The 14,663-nt window shown below is 74.9% G+C and carries 15 protein-coding genes; 10 read left to right on the plus strand and 5 right to left on the minus strand.

Going from position 1 to position 14,663, the window contains the following annotated elements; genetic code table 11:
• A complete protein-coding gene (locus GT358_RS05380) occupies positions 1–306 on the plus strand; it encodes a hypothetical protein (RefSeq protein ID WP_166581541.1) in 306 nt (101 codons plus the stop codon).
• Here the strand turns inward: GT358_RS05380 and GT358_RS05385 are convergent.
• On the minus strand, positions 303–641 hold the full coding sequence (locus GT358_RS05385) for a hypothetical protein (RefSeq protein WP_166581542.1): 339 nt from the start codon (positions 639–641) through the stop codon (positions 303–305). The genes GT358_RS05380 and GT358_RS05385 overlap by 4 nt on opposite strands.
• Before the next feature lie 49 nt (positions 642–690).
• Positions 691–1,179 (minus strand): metallophosphoesterase family protein, encoded by a 489-nt coding sequence (locus tag GT358_RS05390; protein ID WP_208103328.1) that lies wholly within the window; start codon positions 1,177–1,179, stop codon positions 691–693.
• A gap of 48 nt (positions 1,180–1,227) precedes the next feature.
• On the opposite strand from GT358_RS05390, the gene GT358_RS05395 reads away from it, so the two are divergent.
• A complete protein-coding gene (locus tag GT358_RS05395) occupies positions 1,228–3,054 on the plus strand; it encodes an ABC-F family ATP-binding cassette domain-containing protein (protein ID WP_166581543.1) in 1,827 nt (608 codons plus the stop codon).
• A 6-nt stretch (positions 3,055–3,060) separates the two neighbouring features.
• Here GT358_RS05395 and mazG read toward each other — a convergent pair whose 3' ends face one another.
• Entirely contained in the window at positions 3,061–3,849 is a 789-nt protein-coding gene (gene mazG, locus GT358_RS05400) for a nucleoside triphosphate pyrophosphohydrolase (protein ID WP_166581544.1), read from the minus strand.
• A 60-nt stretch (positions 3,850–3,909) separates the two neighbouring features.
• On the opposite strand from mazG, the gene GT358_RS05405 reads away from it, so the two are divergent.
• Genes GT358_RS05405 through GT358_RS05415 form a run of 3 tightly spaced genes read left to right on the plus strand, consistent with a single transcriptional unit; the run spans position 3,910 to position 6,645 of the window.
• Positions 3,910–5,070 carry an amidohydrolase gene (locus tag GT358_RS05405; protein WP_166581545.1) on the plus strand — a complete coding sequence of 387 codons (1,161 nt, stop codon included), beginning with the start codon at positions 3,910–3,912 and terminating at the stop codon, positions 5,068–5,070.
• 3 nt (positions 5,071–5,073) lie between these two features.
• Positions 5,074–6,039: an agmatinase gene (gene speB / locus GT358_RS05410; RefSeq protein WP_166581546.1), complete on the plus strand. Its 966-nt coding sequence runs from the start codon at positions 5,074–5,076 to the stop codon at positions 6,037–6,039.
• A 3-nt stretch (positions 6,040–6,042) separates the two neighbouring features.
• The gene (locus GT358_RS05415; protein ID WP_166581547.1) at positions 6,043–6,645 is read left to right on the plus strand and encodes a cation transporter; all 603 of its coding nucleotides are present in this window, start codon (positions 6,043–6,045) and stop codon (positions 6,643–6,645) included.
• Positions 6,646–6,690: 45 nt separating this feature from the next.
• Here GT358_RS05415 and GT358_RS05420 read toward each other — a convergent pair whose 3' ends face one another.
• Entirely contained in the window at positions 6,691–7,731 is a 1,041-nt protein-coding gene (locus GT358_RS05420) for an extracellular solute-binding protein (protein WP_166581548.1), read from the minus strand.
• Positions 7,732–7,951: 220 nt separating this feature from the next.
• Entirely contained in the window at positions 7,952–9,103 is a 1,152-nt protein-coding gene (locus GT358_RS05425) for a PQQ-dependent sugar dehydrogenase (RefSeq protein WP_166581549.1), read from the minus strand.
• A 138-nt stretch (positions 9,104–9,241) separates the two neighbouring features.
• Here GT358_RS05425 and GT358_RS05430 point away from each other — a divergent pair, with 138 nt between their 5' ends.
• The 5 genes from GT358_RS05430 to GT358_RS05450 all read left to right on the plus strand — a co-directional run bounded on the left by GT358_RS05430 (position 9,242) and on the right by GT358_RS05450 (position 14,640).
• The gene (locus tag GT358_RS05430) at positions 9,242–10,231 is read left to right on the plus strand and encodes an MDR family oxidoreductase (RefSeq protein WP_166581550.1); all 990 of its coding nucleotides are present in this window, start codon (positions 9,242–9,244) and stop codon (positions 10,229–10,231) included.
• 18 nt (positions 10,232–10,249) lie between these two features.
• Positions 10,250–11,482, plus strand: a complete 1,233-nt coding sequence (locus GT358_RS05435) for an aminotransferase class V-fold PLP-dependent enzyme (protein WP_166581551.1) — start codon at positions 10,250–10,252, stop codon at positions 11,480–11,482.
• Positions 11,483–11,541: 59 nt separating this feature from the next.
• Positions 11,542–12,978, plus strand: coding sequence for a deoxyribodipyrimidine photo-lyase (locus tag GT358_RS05440; RefSeq protein WP_166581552.1), 1,437 nt, complete (start codon positions 11,542–11,544; stop codon positions 12,976–12,978).
• Between the two features lie 109 nt (positions 12,979–13,087).
• Complete coding sequence (locus tag GT358_RS05445) at positions 13,088–13,528, plus strand: TrgA family protein (RefSeq protein ID WP_166581553.1); 441 nt, start codon at positions 13,088–13,090, stop codon at positions 13,526–13,528.
• Positions 13,525–14,640 (plus strand): NUDIX domain-containing protein, encoded by a 1,116-nt coding sequence (locus GT358_RS05450; RefSeq protein ID WP_166581554.1) that lies wholly within the window; start codon positions 13,525–13,527, stop codon positions 14,638–14,640. Before GT358_RS05445 ends, GT358_RS05450 begins: the two co-directional genes overlap by 4 nt.
• Positions 14,641–14,663 lie beyond the last annotated feature (23 nt).

A 14,663-nucleotide genomic window follows, 5' to 3' on the forward strand; every position in this document is an offset into this window, starting at 1 on the left:
TTGCATCTCGTCCAGATCCTTCTGCCGCTGGCCGACAACGAGGGCCGCCCGTTCCCGCGCGCCGCCATCGAGGCGCTGCGCCGCGAACTGGCCGAGCGCTTCGGCGGCGTCACCCTCTATTCGCGCGGGCCCGCCGAGGGCGTCTGGCGGGCCGAGGGCTGGACCGCCCACGACGACATCGTGGTGGCCGAGGTGATGTGCGACCCGCTCGACGAGGGCTGGTGGCGCGGTTTCCGCGAACGGCTCGAGCGCGACTTCCGGCAGGAGGAGGTGGTCGTCCGCGCCCTGCCGCTGCGGCGTCTCTAGAGCGGGTCCGGCAGCCCGAACCGGTGCACCCGCCCGTCCGCGGCGATCCGGCGCACCGTCCTGAGATCCACCGAGCGCGGGGCCCGCGCCCGCACGTCCCAGACCGGCAGGAGGTGCGGATGCCGCGCCGCCCGGGTGGCGGCCGCGCGGCGCGCATGGGGCAGGGCGCGCTCGCCCTTCTCGCGCAGGCGCAGTGCGGCAGGCTGCACCTGCATCGTCCGCAAGCTGCCGTCCTTCTTGAGAAAGGTCACCGTGCAGAACCGCCCGCCGCAGCCGGCGATCAGGTCGCGCCTGCGGGCGAGGTCGGGGGGCAGGGCTGGTGCCGACGGGCGCATGGATCACCTGTGGGCAGAGTTGTGGATATGGGAACCGGACCCATCATCTTCAACGTCTTGCGGCCTGAACCTGCAGCTCCGTCACACCCGCCTTCGCCCGCCCGTCCCGCAGCAGCAGCCAGCCGACCGAGACCGGCAGCCGGAACCGCCGCGGCCCCGCCGCGCCCGGATTGACGAGCAGCATCGCCCCCCGCCGCCCCACCTCCGGCCGGTGGGAATGGCCGACCACCGCCACGTCCCACCCTGCGCCGTCCGGCAGGTCCGCCTCGCGATGGACCATCCCCACCGTGACGCCCGCCCCGCGCAGGACGACCCGCCCGGGCAGCGCCCCGGCCTCGCCGGTCCGTTCCACGTTGCCCCGCACCGCCCAGACCGGTGCCAGCGCGCGCAGCCCCTCCAGCACGGACGGCTCTCCCACGTCGCCCGCATGCAGGATCGCGTCCGCCCCCCGCAGCAGGGCCACCGCCTCGGGTCGCAGAAGACCGTGCGTGTCCGCGATCAGGCCCAGCCGCAGCGGCCCCGGCCCCAGATCCACCATCCCGCGCCCCCGATTGACCCCGCCCGCCCCGGACCCTAGGTCGCGGCCATGGCGCGCGCACCCCTTCTCCAGCTTTCGGACATCTCGCTGACCTTCGGCGGCACACCGCTGTTCGAGGGCGTCTCGGTGCAGGTCCAGCCCGGCGACCGGATCGCGCTTGTGGGGCGCAACGGGTCGGGCAAGTCCACGCTCCTGCGGATCATGGCGGGCCTCGTCGAGCCCGATCGGGGCGAGCGCATCCTGGGCCCCGGCGTCTCCGCGGGCTACATGGAGCAGGACCCGGACCTGTCTGCCTTTCCCACGCTGGGCGCCTTCGCCGCCGCGGGTCTCTCCCCCGGCGAGGAATGGCGCGTGGCCGCGGCGGCCGAGGGGCTGGGCTTCGACCCGGATCGGCCCGTCGCCACCGCCTCGGGGGGCGAGCGGCGGCGTGCCGCGCTCGCGCGGCTCCTGGCCGAGGCGCCGGACCTCCTGCTCCTCGACGAGCCCACGAACCACCTCGACATCGCCGCCATCGCCTGGCTCGAGGAGCGGCTCCTCGCCCATTCCGGCGCCGTGGTCCTGATCTCGCACGACCGGGCGGTGCTGCGCGCCGTGACGGGGGCGACGCTCTGGCTCGACCGCGGCACGCTGCGGCGGCAGGACAGGGGCTTTGCCGCCTTCGAGGAATGGCGAGACCGCGTCTGGGCCGAGGAGGACGCGGCCCGCCACAAGCTCGACCGCCTGATCCGCGCCGAGAGCCGCTGGGCGGTCGAGGGGATCAGCGCCCGGCGCAAGCGCAACATGGGTCGCGTCCGCGCGCTCGAGGCGCTGCGGGCCGAGCGGCGCGAGCAGATCCGCCGGACGGGCGCCGCCGCCCTCGCGCTCGACGCAGGCCCCCTCTCGGGCCGCCGGGTGATCGAGGCGCGGGGCCTCGCCAAGCGCTTCGGCGACCGCACGATCGTCGAGGGGCTCGACCTCGTCGTGGCGCGCGGGGACCGGCTGGCGATCGTGGGGCCGAACGGCGCGGGCAAGACCACGCTCGTGAACCTGCTGCTCGGCCGCCTCCGTCCCGATGCGGGCACCGTGATCCACGGCACCAATCTCGAGGTCGCGGTGCTCGACCAGTCCCGCGCCGCGCTCGACCCCGACGCGACCCTCTGGGACAGCCTTGCCGGAGACCCCGAGATCGGGGCGGGCCGGTCCGATCAGGTGATGGTCCGCGGAGAGCCGCGCCACGTCGTGGGCTACCTCAAGGACTTCCTGTTCGCCGAGGCGCAGGCCCGCGCGCCCGTCCGCTCGCTCTCGGGGGGCGAGAAGGCGCGGCTCCTGCTCGCGCGGATCATGGCCCGCCCCTCCAACCTCCTCGTCCTCGACGAGCCCACCAACGACCTCGACATCGAGACGCTGGACCTCCTGCAGGAGGTGCTGGACGGCTATGACGGCACCGTGCTGCTGGTCAGCCACGACCGCGACTTCCTCGACCGCGTGGCGACCGCGACCCTCGTGCTGGAGGGGGACGGCCGCGCCACCCTGTTCGCGGGCGGCTGGAGCGACGCAATGGCCCAGCGCGGCGGCCACCCCCTCGGCGCGCCGCCCGCCGCGCCCGCCCGCTCCGGGCGCTCCGCCTCTGCCGCCCCGCCCGCGCGCTCCGCAAGGCCGACCGACCGCCCCCGCCTCACCTTCACGGAGCGGCACCGCCTCGACGCGCTTCCGGCCGAGATCGACCGCCTCTCGGCCGAGGTGACACGGCTCGCCGACCTTCTCTCCGACGCCACCCTGTTCGAGCGCGACCCCGCCCGCGCCGCTCGCGCGGCCGAGCTTCTGGCCGACCGCCAGTCCGCGCTGGCCCGGGCCGAGGAGGAATGGTTCGCCCTCGCCGAGAAGGCCGAGGGCTGAGGCCCGTCACCCCCCCGCGGCGCGGTCCTGCCGCCGCACCTCGTCCCAGAGCGCGTCCATCTCGGCCAGCGTGCTGTCCTGCGGCCTCCGGCCCCGCTCGGCCAGCCGGTCCTCCACGGCGGCGAAGCGGCGCTCGAACTTGTCGCAGGCCCGCCGCAGCGCGGCTTCCGGGTCCACGCCCAGATGCCGGGCGAGGTTGGCCAGCACGAACAGGAGGTCCCCCACCTCCTCCTCGCGCGCGTCCGGCCCCTCGGCCGCGGCGACCTCGCGCGCCTCCTCGGCGACCTTCTCCAGCACCGGCCCCGCATCGGGCCAGTCGAAGCCCACCCGCGCCGCCCGGGCCTGCAGCTTCTCCGCGCGCTTCAGCGCGGGCAGCGCGCGCGCCACGCCGTCCAGCACGCGCCCCGCGCCCCGCTCGAGCGCCTTCTGCGCCTCCCAGGCGCGGGTCTGCTCGGCCGCCGTCCGCACGGCGCCCTCGCCGAAGACATGCGGATGGCGGGCCACCATCTTGTCGGCCACCGCCGCCGCCACGTCGGCAAAGTCGAACAGCCCCGCCTCCTCTGCCATGCGCGCGTGATAGACCGCCTGCAGCAGCAGATCCCCCAGCTCGCCGCGCAGCCCGTCCCAGTCCTCGCGCGCGATCGCGTCGGCGACCTCGTAGGCCTCCTCGATCGTGTAGGGCGCGATCGTGGCAAAGGTCTGCTCGAGGTCCCACGGGCACCCCCCGTCCGGGTCGCGCAGGCGCGCCATGATGTCCAGCAGGCGGGCGGTCTCGTCGCGGGGGTCGCGAGGCATTGCTCTCCTCCGGGGGGGCGGCTAGGCCGGGGCATCCCACAGGCCCCGGCCGGAGTCCACATGCCCGTCCTCAACCGCATCGCCGCCTTCGCCGACGACATGGCCGCCTGGCGCCGCCACCTGCACCGCCACCCGGAACTGGGGCTCGACTGCCCCGAGACGGCCGCCTTCGCCGCCGCCCTCCTGCGCGGGTTCGGCGTGGACGCGCTCCACGAGGGGCTGGGCCGCACCGGCCTTGTCGCGCTGATCCACGGCCGCGCGCCGGGCCCCGCCGTGCTCCTGCGCGCCGACATGGACGCCCTGCCCATCGAGGAGGCGACCGGCGCCCCCCACGCCTCCGCGGTGCCGGGCCGGATGCATGCCTGCGGCCATGACGGCCACACGGCCATGCTGCTCGGCGCCGCGCGCTACCTCTGCGAGACGCGCGCCTTCGCGGGCACCGCCGTCATCATGATCCAGCCCGGAGAGGAAACCTCCGCCGGCTGCCTGCGGATGATCGAGGACGGCCTTCTGGACCTCGCCCCCGTGCGCGAGGCCTATGCGCTCCACTCGCTGCCCGGCGCGCCGGTGGGGGCCTTCGTCACCGCGCCCGGCCCCGTCATGGCCGCCTGCGACACCTTCACGATCCGCTTCCGGGGGCAGGGGGGCCACGCCGCCTACCCGCACGAGACGCGCGACCCGATCCTGCCCGCCGCCGCCTGCGTGACCGCGCTCCAGTCCGTCCCCGCGCGCGACCGCGACCCGCTGCGCGGCTGCGTCCTGGGCGTGAGCCAGATCCACGGCGGCACGACCGACAACGTCGTGCCCGACACGGCCTGGATCAACGGCACGATCCGCACCTTCGACAAGGCCGTGCGCGCCCGTGTGCACGCCCGCATCGCCGAGGTGGCGCAGGGCATCGCCGCCTCCTTCGGCACCGCGGCCGAGGTCGAGATCGAGACGGGCTATCCCGCCACCGTCAACGACCCCGCCCGCACCGCCTTTGCCGTCTCCGTCGCGCGCGAGGTGTCGGGCCTCGTCGTGGACGACGCCCCGCCCGAGATGGGGGCCGAGGACTTCGCCTTCCTGCTCGACCGCGTGCCGGGCTGCTACCTGTTCGTCGGCAACGGCGACACGGCCGGGCTGCACCAGGCCGGCTACGACTTCGACGACGAGGCCGCCCCCGCCGGCGCCTCGCTTCTCGCGCGCCTCGTCGAGCGCGCGCTGCCGCTGGAGGGCTGAGCCATGGCGCTGGAGGATGCGGGCCGCGAGATCGACCGCGCGCTGACCGGGGACCTGCGCGGCCTCGCCTACGAGAACGCCTTTGCCGGGGCCACGTCCTTTCTGCGGCGGCGCTACGCCAAGGACCCCGCAGGGGCGGACGTGGCGGTGATCGGCGTGCCCTTCGACGCGGCCGTGACGCACCGGCCCGGCACCCGCTTCGGCCCCCGCGCGCTGCGCGAGGCCTCGACGCTCCAGCCCTTCGACCCGCCCTGGGGCTGGCCCTTCGACCCGCTCTCGGACCTGGCGGTGGTGGATGCGGGCGACATCGCCTTCGACTATGCCCGCACCGACAGCCTGCCCCCCGCCGTCACCGCCCGGATCGCCGAGGTGCTGGACGCGGGCGCGGCTCCCCTCGTGCTCGGGGGCGATCATTCGATCACCCTGCCGGTGCTGCGCGCGATGGCCGCGCGCCACGGCCCCGTCGCGGTGGTCCAGTTCGACGCGCACAGCGACCTGTGGCCCGACGACGACCCCGCCCGGATCGACCACGGCACCTTCCTCTACAAGGCCGTGCGCGAGGGGCTCGTGGATGTCGCCCGCTCGGTCCAGATCGGCATCCGCACCGTGACGGCGGACCGGCTCGGCGTCCCCATGATCGACGCGCGCGAGGTCCACGAGGAGGGCCCCGCGGCCGTCGCGCGCAAGGCGCGCGCCATCGTGGGCGACGCACCCGCCTATCTCACCTTCGACATCGACGCGCTCGATCCCGCCTTCGCGCCGGGGACCGGCACGCCGGTCTGGGGCGGGCTCGCCTCGTGGCAGGCCCAGGGCATCCTGCGCGACCTCGCGGGCCTGCGCGTGCTCGGCGGCGACGTGGTCGAGGTCTCGCCCCCCTACGACCCGACGGGCGCCACCGCGATCGCCGGCGCCCATGCGGCGACCGAGATCCTGTGCCTGATCGGCTGGCACAGGCTGGGGCGCGGCTGAGCGATGCCCGCGGCCGCCGATGCCGCCGGGGCCGCCCTGCGCCGCGCCGTGGCGGTCGTGGCAGGGCTGAACCTCGGCTATTTCGGTATCGAGGCGTCGGTGGCGCTGGCGATCGGTTCGGTGGCGCTGCTTGCCGACAGCGTGGACTTTCTCGAGGATGCGAGCGTCAACCTGCTGATCCTGCTGGGTCTGAGATGGTCGCTCGCAGCGCGCGCCCGGCTCGGCATGGGTCTCGCCGTGCTGCTGCTCGTGCCGGCGCTGGCGACGCTCTGGATGGCGTGGGACAAGCTGCAGCAGCCCGTCGCGCCCCCGCCGCTGCCGCTGATGCTGGCCGGGGCGGGGGCGCTGGCGGTGAACCTCGCCTCGGCGGTGCTGCTCGCGCGGGTGCGCGGCCACGGCGGCAGCCTGGGCCGAGCGGCCTTCCTGTCGGCGCGCAACGACGCGCTGGCCAATCTGGGGATCGTCGCCGCCGGTCTCGTGACAGCGGTCCTGTGGCGCTCGGCCTGGCCCGATCTCGTCGTGGGCCTCGGCATTGCGGCGCTCAACGCCGACGCTGCGCGCCAGGTCTGGACGGCCGCGCGGCGCGAAGCGTCCGGTGCGCCCTGAGGCGCTGGCGGAGGCGGCGCGACCGCCGCCCCCGCCCGGTCGGGCTCAGAACCCGGCCTTGATCTGCTCGAACACCTCGGCATGGCGGATGCGCTGCTCTGGCGAGATCGGAAGCTGCGCGAACACGGGCGCGTCGATCGGACCCAGACCGGCGGCGGTCAGATCCTCCTCGCCGACCAGCTCCTCCATGGCCGGCGCGTTGGGGCTGCCCCAGCCCGCCTCGACCAGCGGGCGAACCGATTCGGGGCTGTGGAAGGCGTTGACGTAGTCGTACATCTTGTCCTCGGAGCCCGGCCCGTTCGCCAGGTTCACGAAACCGCAGAGCCACACGGACGAGCCCTCGGCCGGTTCGCGCTGGAAGCCGATGGGACGGCCTTCCTCGCGCATGGTCGGGTAGGTCTCGTTCCAGGCCCAGGCGATCAGGACCTCGCCCGTGCTCAGAAGCTGGGCGAGTTCGGCCGGATCGGTCCAGTAGGTGCGGATGTTGGGATGGGCCGCGCGCAGCCAGGCGGCCGCGGCCTCGAACTGCTCGTCCGTGACCTCGGTCCAGTCCGTCACGCCGGTGGCGAGATAGGCCAGCGCCCAGGCATCGTCCACGTTGTCGGGGATCGTCATGCGCCCCGCATAGGCCGGATTGTGGAACACCGCGAGCGAGGCGACGTCCTCCTCGGGGACCTGCTCGGGATTGTAGGCGATGGCGGTGGAGCCCCAGTCCGACGGGATGAAATACACGTCCTCGCCGGTGCCGATCTCCGTGCCCATCAGGTTCCGGTCGAGGTCGTCGGCCGCCTCGATCCGCGACATGTCCCAAGGCTCCAGCAGGCCGCTCTCCTGCCACTTGAGCACGGAGCCCGCGCAGATATGGGCCATGTCGGCGCGGAAGCCCGCGCGCACCTTCTGGAACGCTTCCTCCTCGTCGCCGAAGAACGAGAAGGTGGGAGAGGCGCCGTGCTTCTCGATGAACGGCTGGTGGAAGGCCGGGTTCTCGAACCCGGCATATTCGAGGATCAGAAGATCGGCGGTCTGCGCGGACGCCGCGCCGGCAAGGGCAACGGACGCGGCACCGAGGAGAAGGGCGGTCTTCATCTGGGATGGTCTCCGATGGCTGAGGGGGAAGGGGACCGGCCCGACGGGCGGACCGGGCGCCGCGCGGGCTCGCCTCGTGGTCCGTCGCTGGCGCCCATGGGCTCGGCCTCCGCTCGCATGGCCGGATTCCTGCGGCCTGGCGCAGAGATTGGGGCAAAGACCACGGGATGCAAGCCGCCCCCGCGCCGGCGTGACCCGCGCGGGGGCGCGGCCCGCGCCGTCAGCTGTCGCTGCCGCCGGGGACCAGCCGCACCAGTTCCCCGTCCTCGTGGTCCGTGATGACCCAGATGGCGCCGTCCGCCACGGCCACGTCGCGCACGCGGCGGTCCAGGGCGATCACCTCCTCGGCCGCGACGCGGCCCTCCTCCAGCGTCACGCGCACGATCCCCCCGGTCTGCAGGCCGCCCACCAGCATGTCGCCCTGCCAGGCCTCGAATGCGGGCTCGTTCCACACGAAGGTCAGACCCGACGGGGCGACCGTCTCCTCGAAGATGTGGACGGGCGGGGTCATGCCCTCCATCGTGGGGCCGACCCCGATCGGCGCGCCGGAATAATCCACGCCGCCCGTGGTCCAGGGCCAGCCGTAATTATTGCCGCCCACCAGCAGGTTGATCTCGTCGCCGCCCTGCGGCCCGTGATCGACGGCCCAGACCTCGCCCGTGGACGGGTGCACCGTCAGCGCCTGGATGTTGCGGTTGCCGGCGGTGAACAGGAACTCGTTGGCGTCCTCGTCCCAGGACGGATTGTCCTCGGGCGCCTCGCCCGCGTCGGTCATCCGCAGCACGCTGCCGGCTTGATCCTCCAGGTCCTGCGCCCGCTCGATGTTGCGCCGCTCCCCGATCGAGAGGTAGAGCGACCCGTCCAGCCCCCAGGCCATGCGGCCGCCGAAATGCAGGCCGCTCGAATCCTGATCGGCCTCCTGCATCACCCAGACGTCCTCGGCCTCGCCGAAGCCCTCGCCGTCCCACTCCGCGCGCTGGACGACCACCGCCGCGCCGCGCTCGGTCTCGCGCGAATAGGACCAGTAGACGAGGCCGTTCTCCTCGAAGTCCGGGTGCAGCAGGATGTCGAACAGCCCCGCCTGGCTGCGCCCGGTCTCGCCCTCGTAGCGGAACAGGTCCCCGAGCGTCACGAGCGGCTCCGACAGCTCCCCCCCGGCCGGGACGCGGCGGATCGTGCCCGCATTGCGCTCGGTCACCAGAACCGATCCGTCGGGCAGCACCGCCATCCCCCAGGGATGCTCGAGCGGGGCGGCCACCGTCTCCACGGTCAGGGTCAGCCCGCCGCTCTCCACGGTCTCGGGCAAGGCGAGGGCAGGGGCGGCCAGAAGGGCCATGGCCGAGGCGGCCCCGAGGCATCGTGCACGGGTCATCGGGTCTCTCCACTCTGTTCGCATTCACGGACCCAACCCCCCCGGCCCCCCCGCCGTTCCCCCCCGCGCCCGTCGGTCCCCCTTGCGGCGCGCGCCCGCGGCTGTCACCCAAGGATGACCCCCCTCCCGGAGGCGCCCATGTTCACCGCCCTTCTGACCGACCGCGAGGACGGCCGCACCCGCTCCGCCGTCACGCACCTCTCCGACGACCGCCTGCCCGCGGGCGACGTCACGGTGGCCGTCCGCCACAGCACGGTGAACTACAAGGACGGGCTCTGCCTCGCGGGGCAAGGGGGGCTCGTGCGCGACTGGCCCCATGTGGCGGGCATCGACTTCGCGGGCGTGGTCGAGGCCTCAGACGACCCCGCCTGGCGCCCCGGCGACGAGGTCGTGCTGACCGGCTGGCGCGTGGGCGAGACGCGCTGGGGCGGCTACGCCACCCGCGCCCGCGTGCGGGGCGCCTGGCTCGTCCGCCGCCCCGAGGGGCTCACCCTGCGCGAGACGATGGCGATCGGCACCGCCGGGCTGACCGCCGCGCTCGCGCTGCTGCGGCTCGAGGAGGAGGGTCTCGCGCCCGGTCAGGGGCCGGTCCTCGTCACCGGCGCCTCGGGGGGCGTGGGCTCCGTCGCGCTCGCCCTCCTGGCCGCCGCGGGGCACGAGGCCGTCGCCGTCACCGGCCGCCCCGAGCACGAGGATTATCTGCGCAGCCTCGGCGCCGCCCGCATCGTCCCCCGCGCCGACCTGTCCGCCGCGCCGGCGAAGCCCCTCGAATCCGAGACCTGGGCCGGCTGCATCGACGCCGTGGGCGGCGCCATGCTCGCCCGCGTCCTCGCGCAGCTGCGCTACGGCGCCTGCGCCGCCGCCGTGGGGCTCGCGGGCGGCGCGGCCCTGCCTGCGACCGTCATCCCGTTCCTGCTGCGCGGGGTGAGCCTTCTCGGCATCGATTCGGTCATGGCCCCCATCCCCCGGCGAGAGGCCGCCTGGGCCCGCCTCGCGCGCGACCTCGACCGCGACCGCCTCGCCGCCATGACCGTGTCCGCCACGCTCGACGACGTGCCCGCCCTGGGCCGGCAGATCCTCGCCGGACAGGTGCGCGGCCGCGTCGTCGTGGACCTTCCCCAGACCTGAAGCCCCGGACCCCCCACCATGACCCCGCTCGACACCGCCTGGGTGCGTGCCCAGTTCCCCGCCTTCTCCGTGCCCGCCCTGCAGGGTCAGGCCTTCTTCGAGAATGCCGGCGGCTCCTATCCCTGCCGGGCGGTGGTGGACCGCCTCACCCGCTTCTACACCGAGCGCAAGGTCCAGCCCTACGCCCCCTACGAGGCCTCGCGCCTCGCCGGCGAGGAGATGGACGAGGCGCGCGCCCGCCTGTCGGCCCTGCTCGGCATCGCACCCGAGGAGCTGTCATTCGGCCCCTCCACCTCGGCCAACACCTATGTGCTCGCCTCGGCCGTCCGCCGCACGCTGCGCCCCGGCGACGCGATCGTGGTCACCGACCAGGACCACGAGGCCAATCAGGGCGCCTGGCGCCGCCTGGCCGAGGACGGGGCCGAGATCCGCGAATGGCGCATGGACCCCGCGACGGGGCATCTCGATCCCGACGCGCTCGCCCCCCTTCTCGCCGACGGACGGGTGCGCGTCGTGGCCTTCACCCACTGCTCGAACGTGGTGGCCGAGATCCACGACGTTCCGCGCATCTGCGCGATGGCCCGCGCGGCGGGGGCGCGCACGGTCGTGGACGGGGTCAGCTACGCCCCCCACGGCCTGCCGGACGTGGGCGCGCTCGGCTGCGACGCCTATCTCTTCTCGGCCTACAAGACCTACGGGCCGCACCAGGGCCTCATGGCGATCCGCGCCGAATGGGGGTGGGAGCTGCCCAACCAGGGGCACTTCTTCAACGGAGACTCGCTCCCCAAGCGCTTCACCCCCGCGGGGCCCGACCACGCCCAGATCGCCGCCTGCGCCGGCATCGCCGACTATCTCGAGGCGCTGTCGGCCCGCCACGGCGGCCCCGCCTCGGGCGCGGGCGCCGCGCGCCACGCCCACGACCTGATGCGCGGCCGCGAGGTGTCGCTTCTCGCCCCCCTGCTCGAGGCGCTCGCAGGGCGCAACGCCGTCCGCCTTCTGGGCCCCGCCGACCCGGCCTGCCGCGCCCCCACCGTCGCGCTCGAACTCCCCGGCCCGGCCGAGGAGGCCGCCCGCGCTCTCGCCCCCCACGGGATCATGGCCGGAGGCGGCGACTTCTACGCCGTCCGCGCGCTGCGGGCGCTCGGCATCGACCCGGCCAAGGGCGTGCTGCGCCTCTCCTTCACCCACTACACCACCGAGGAGGAGATCGACCGCCTCATCCGCGCGCTCGACGCTGTCCTGCCCCGCTAGGCGCCCCCGCTGCGAGCGGCCCGCGTGATCCGCCCGCCCGGTGCGGCCGTAGGCGGCGCATGGACCGCTCTCCCGTCATCGTCTGGTTCCGGCGCGACCTGCGCCTGTCGGACCACCCCGCCCTGCACGAGGCCGCCGCGACGGGGCGCCCCGTCATCCCCGTGGCGCTGCGGGACGAAGGGGTGGACGGCATCGGCGCCGCGGCCCGTCTGCGCTGGGGCCTCTCGGTCGCCCGCCTCGCCGCCGCGCTCGGGGCGCGGGGCAGCCGCCTGATCCTGCGCGCGGGCCCTGCCGCCGACGCCCTCGCCGCGCTCGTGCGCGAGACGGGCGCCGGCGCCGTCTGGTGGACGCGCCTCCACGACCCCCTCTCGCGCCGCCTCGAGGCCGAGGTCCGCGCGGCCCTCGGCGCGCTCGACCTGCGCGCCCGCCCCGGCCACCTCCTGCACGAGCCCGAGGCCGTCGCCACCGCCCAGGGCACGCCCTTCCGCCTCTATGCCCCCTTCCAGCGCGCGGTCGCCGCCCGCGACCCGGGCGAGCCGCTTCCCGCCCCCTCCCGCCTGCCCGCGCCGGACCGCTGGCCCGCCTCCGACGATTTGGCCGCGTGGCACCTCGGCGCCGCCATGAACCGCGCCGAGCCTATCGTCGCCGCCCATCAGCACCCCGGCGAAGACGCCGCCCGCGACCGCCTCGGCGCCTTCGCCGAGGCCGCCCTTGCAGGCTACGCCAGGGGCCGCAACGACCTCTCGGGCCAGGGCTCCTCCGGCCTCTCCGAGCACCTCGCTTGGGGCGAGATCTCCGCGCGCGAGGTCTGGCACCGCGCGGGCCTCGGGGCCGGGCGGGGCGCCGCCGGGGGGGCCGAGGCGTTCCGGCGCGAGATCGCCTGGCGGGAGTTCTGCCACCACCTCCTGTTCCACTTCCCCCACATCGAGTCCGAGCCCTTCCGCCCCGGATGGGAGACCTTCCCGTGGCGCGACGACGCCCGCCTGCTCCTCGCCTGGCGGCAGGGGCGAACGGGCCTCGCACTGGCCGATGCGGGGATGCGGCAGATGTGGGTGACGGGGCGGATGCACAACCGGATGCGCATGCTCACGGCCTCGGTGCTGGTCAAGACGATGGGCCTGCATCCCCGCCATGGCCAGGCCGTCTTCGCCGACTGCCTGACGGACTGGGACCCCGCCAACAACGCCGTCAACTGGCAATGGGTCGCGGGCTCAGGCCCCGACGCCGCCCCCTTCTTCCGCGTCTTCTCCCCCGAGGCGCAGGCGCGCGAGCACGACCCCGACGGCGCCTATCGCCGCCGCTGGCTGGCCGAGGGGCAGGCCGACCCGCCCCCGACCGCGCTCGCCTTCTTCGACTGCGTGCCGCGCCGCTGGGGCCTGTCGCCCGCCGATCCGCCCCCGCGCCCGGTCGTGGACGCGGCCGAGGGGCGCCGCCGGGCGCTGGCCGACTTCGCCCGCTGGCGCGAGGGGCAGGTCCGGGCGGGGCAGGGCGCCTGACGCCGGGTCTGGCCGCCGCGCCACGCCCCCCGCCTCTCGTGAGCGGCCGCGCTTGCACCGCTCCGCCCGCCGCCGGAGAGTGCGGCCGACCCGTGCCGCAGGAGGGGCCATGCCCACCGCCGCCAAGCTCGCCGCCGCGCTGCTCTTTGCCGCCCTGGCCTGGATCGTCTCGCGGCTGACCTTTCCGCTCTGGCCCGAAGGCGCCGATCCCGGCCGCTTTGCCGAGATCAACGCGGCCGTGGGCCTCGTGCTCGGATGGCGGATGGCGGGTGCGCGCGCCGGCACCGGCTGGACCAGCGGGATCGGCCACGGGCTCACCACCGCCGTGGCCGTGGCCTTTGTCTCGCTGTTCCTTCACAGCTTTGCAGAGATGATCCGCCAGTCGCTGCGCAAGTTCTATGACGGCCCGATGGAGGCCGTGGTCGCCGTGTTCGGCCTGCTCGTCGAGCAGGGGGCGCGGCTCGGCTCGCCCCAGACGGTCGGGGTGCTGCTGGCCGGCGGCGCGGCGGCGGGACTCGTCACCGCCTGGTGCGGGCGTCATTTCCGGTGAAGCCTCTCTTCGTCTATGGAACCCTGCGGCATCGGCCGCTGCTCGAGACCCTGGCGCGGGACCTCGGCGGCGCCCGGGCGGAACCGGCGCGCCTGCCGGACCATGCCGTGCGGCGGCAGGCGGACGGTCCCTGGCCGGCCCTCGTCCCCGCTCCGGGCGAGACGGCCGAGGGCACCCTCTGGACCGGCCTGCCGCCCGAGGCGCGCGACGCGCTCGACCTGTTCGAGGTGCCCTTCGGCTACCTGCCCCGGCCGGTCCGCGTGCAGACCGACCGGGCAACCGTCGAGGCCGAAGCCTATTTCCCGCCCGAGGGCCTGTCCGTCGCCCCCGAAGCCTGGTCGCTCGAGACCTGGTGCCGCGAGGCGGGCGAGGCCGCGCTGCTGATCGCCGCCGAGATCGCCGCGCACGACCCGCCGCTCGCCGCCGGATCGCTGGTCCGGCAATGGCCGATGATGGCCCATCGCGCCGCGGCCCGCCTGCGGGCGCGGGGTGCCCCCGCCACGATCCGCCACCGCGCCGCCCCCGGCGACTGGGATCTGCGGCCCAACCGTCCCCCCGTGGGCGACTTCTTCAAGATGGTCGGTCTGGACGTCGCCCACCGCCGTTTCGACGGCACCCGCGCCGAGGGCCTGCTGCGCGAGGTGTTCCAGGGCGCCGACGCCGCTCTGGTCCTGCCCTACGACGAGGCGCGCGACCGGGTCCTTCTGGTGGAACAGTTCCGCTGCGGTCCGGCCCGGCGGGGCGACCCCCAGCCCTGGACGCTCGAGCCGGTGGCGGGGCTGGTCGATGCAGGCGAGACGCCGGAGGAAGCCGCCCGCCGCGAAACGGCCGAGGAAGCCGGCCTTCGGGTGGAGCATCTGGTGCCGATGTTCGCGGGCTATGCCAGTCCCGGCAATGCCACGGACCACTTCTTCGCCTTTCTCGCGCCCTGCGACCTGCCGGACGACCACGCGACGCGCGGCGGCCTTCTGGAGGAGAACGAGGACCTGCGCCTGCACCTGCTGCCCTTCGAGACGGCGATCGCCCTCGTGGACAGCGGCGAGGCCAACGCGACTCCCCTTGTCGCCATGCTCCTGTGGCTCTTCCGCTGGCGGATGCAGCGGCGCGGATGAGGCGCGCCGACCTGTCCCTTCGG

The sequence above is a fragment of the Rubellimicrobium sp. CFH 75288 genome, from assembly GCF_009904055.1.
In the GTDB taxonomy this organism is placed as follows: domain Bacteria; phylum Pseudomonadota; class Alphaproteobacteria; order Rhodobacterales; family Rhodobacteraceae; genus Rubellimicrobium.

What these genes read in the sequence shown, in the direction of transcription:
- GT358_RS05385 (WP_166581542.1), bottom strand. Translation starts at nt 641, where the DNA reads ATGCGCCCGTCGGCACCAGCCCTGCCCCCCGACCTCGCCCGCAGGCGC.
- GT358_RS05390 (WP_208103328.1), bottom strand. Translation starts at nt 1,179, where the DNA reads ATGGTGGATCTGGGGCCGGGGCCGCTGCGGCTGGGCCTGATCGCGGAC.
- GT358_RS05395 (WP_166581543.1), top strand. Translation starts at nt 1,228, where the DNA reads ATGGCGCGCGCACCCCTTCTCCAGCTTTCGGACATCTCGCTGACCTTC.
- mazG (WP_166581544.1), bottom strand. Translation starts at nt 3,849, where the DNA reads ATGCCTCGCGACCCCCGCGACGAGACCGCCCGCCTGCTGGACATCATG.
- GT358_RS05405 (WP_166581545.1), top strand. Translation starts at nt 3,910, where the DNA reads ATGCCCGTCCTCAACCGCATCGCCGCCTTCGCCGACGACATGGCCGCC.
- speB (WP_166581546.1), top strand. Translation starts at nt 5,074, where the DNA reads ATGGCGCTGGAGGATGCGGGCCGCGAGATCGACCGCGCGCTGACCGGG.
- GT358_RS05415 (WP_166581547.1), top strand. Translation starts at nt 6,043, where the DNA reads ATGCCCGCGGCCGCCGATGCCGCCGGGGCCGCCCTGCGCCGCGCCGTG.
- GT358_RS05420 (WP_166581548.1), bottom strand. Translation starts at nt 7,731, where the DNA reads ATGAAGACCGCCCTTCTCCTCGGTGCCGCGTCCGTTGCCCTTGCCGGC.
- GT358_RS05425 (WP_166581549.1), bottom strand. Translation starts at nt 9,103, where the DNA reads ATGACCCGTGCACGATGCCTCGGGGCCGCCTCGGCCATGGCCCTTCTG.
- GT358_RS05430 (WP_166581550.1), top strand. Translation starts at nt 9,242, where the DNA reads ATGTTCACCGCCCTTCTGACCGACCGCGAGGACGGCCGCACCCGCTCC.
- GT358_RS05435 (WP_166581551.1), top strand. Translation starts at nt 10,250, where the DNA reads ATGACCCCGCTCGACACCGCCTGGGTGCGTGCCCAGTTCCCCGCCTTC.
- GT358_RS05440 (WP_166581552.1), top strand. Translation starts at nt 11,542, where the DNA reads ATGGACCGCTCTCCCGTCATCGTCTGGTTCCGGCGCGACCTGCGCCTG.
- GT358_RS05445 (WP_166581553.1), top strand. Translation starts at nt 13,088, where the DNA reads ATGCCCACCGCCGCCAAGCTCGCCGCCGCGCTGCTCTTTGCCGCCCTG.